The organism is Pseudomonas sp. 1D4 (genome assembly GCF_001728925.1).
GTDB classification, from domain to species: domain Bacteria; phylum Pseudomonadota; class Gammaproteobacteria; order Pseudomonadales; family Pseudomonadaceae; genus Metapseudomonas; species Metapseudomonas otitidis.
In genome coordinates this window covers 1-1,680 of record NZ_LXJQ01000115.1, presented here as the reverse complement: position 1 = coordinate 1,680, position 1,680 = coordinate 1, and the positions used below count along the sequence as shown (strand labels likewise).

General features: G+C 52.6%; 1 protein-coding gene and 1 pseudogene. Both read left to right on the top strand.

Annotation, left to right across the window (positions count from 1 at the left end; all coding sequences use genetic code 11):
- Positions 1-1,038: RHS repeat-associated core domain-containing protein (locus A7D27_RS26795; protein ID WP_305884690.1), on the top strand; the 1,038-nt coding region annotated here is incomplete at its 5' end.
- Between the two features lie 515 nt (positions 1,039-1,553).
- Positions 1,554-1,680 (top strand): annotated as a pseudogene (locus A7D27_RS26790) (IS5/IS1182 family transposase); the annotation flags it as partial.

The window sequence follows — 1,680 nt, the reverse complement described above, 5'->3', positions numbered from 1 at the left end:
AGCGCCGTCACCGACAAGGCCGGTACCCCCATCGCCCACTACGCCTACAACGCCCTCGGCCAGCGGGTGCTCAAGGAGGTCCAGCAGGGCACCGCCCGTACCCCCTACACCTACCTCTACGGCCCCGACGGCCAGGTCATGGGCCAGGTGCGCTACACCACCGCCGGCAGGAAGAGCAAAGCCAGCTACTACGTCTGGCTCGACAGCCTGCCCATCGCCCAGATCGACCTGACCTACAGCGCCGGCACCACCATCGCCAGCACCACCCTCACCTACCTGCACAGCGACCACCTCAACACCCCGCGCCTGGCCACCAACCAGGGCGGCAACCTGGTGTGGAGCTGGCCGAGCGATGCCTTTGGCGTGGGGCAGCCGAACAACCACGGCAGCACCATCGACGTGATCCTGCGCTTCCCCGGGCAGGTCGCCGATGCGCACAGTGGGCTGTATTACAACTACTTCAGGGATTACGACCCGGAGACGGGTAGGTATGTGGAGAGTGATCCGATTGGGCTTAAGGGAGGGTTGAATACTTATGGGTATACAATGGGCAACCCACTTAATAGTTACGATTTCTTTGGACTAGAAGTTTCCGGCTACTACCAGAAGAGCACTGGCGAAGTATTTCTATATGACTCTGACACAAAACAAATGGTATCGGGAACCTTTGAATCAGGCGGAAAACCATATGGAGACCCAGCGCCCGACGGGACATATACAATCTACGGAACACCACGCGACGACTTTTTCAGACTTGATCCTCAAGACGAAACCCCTAATGACGACATAGATCAAGCCAATGGCAGATGGGGAATTCGCCTTCACAAGCCTGGCCGTACTGTGGGATGTATAGCAGCTACAGACGCAGAACAATGGGGAAAAATCAAACCATTCCTACTTTCGACCAAAACAACCCCTGGAATTGAAGGAAGCTCCATTAAGACAGTGCCAATACTAAATCGAGCCGGGCTCAATATTATCTATGGCAGCACCCCGGACACACTTGTTAGATACGGAACCTTGTATGTCATACCATAACGAAAGAAACATTGTGCCCACAGTAAGATTATGGCCCCTATCACTGTGTATCGGGACATTCATCTATATTGCCGGCGCAGCATTTTTTTCCGGGCTTTCAGGGTGTGGTAGCTCATACTTTGTCACCCAATTTTTAGGAATATCCATGGCTATATGTATTGGAGTGGGTCTATTTTCATATACAAGAATTTATCGCAATACATCAGGAAAGAAAAAATGGCTCGGAGCGATATCCTTAGCCATTTCATATTTCCTAGTCTCCACGCTATTTAGTGCCGGAGGATGGACTTATTACATGAATCCATCATCTGTCAGTACTGCTATCCCTGAATTCTGGCAAGCCTTACAGGGAAATCGCTGCGCCTAGAATCCTGCTATAAAAATCCAAGCATGCGACTCAGCGCCAGCAGGAAGGCAGAAGCATATCGCAGGCCAGAAATGACGCATTGCAGTCTAGGTTCTGTACGAAAAGTCGGTACAGGTAGAATCGCCACCATGATTGGTTGGAGGTCCACATGGCAAGGCGCTACGAACTCCCAGATGCGGGCTGGGAGTTGATCAAGGATCTGGTTGCCCCGGAACAGAAGATGGGCCGACCTCGAAGTGATGATCGGCTGGTGCTCAACGGCATCTTCTGGATTC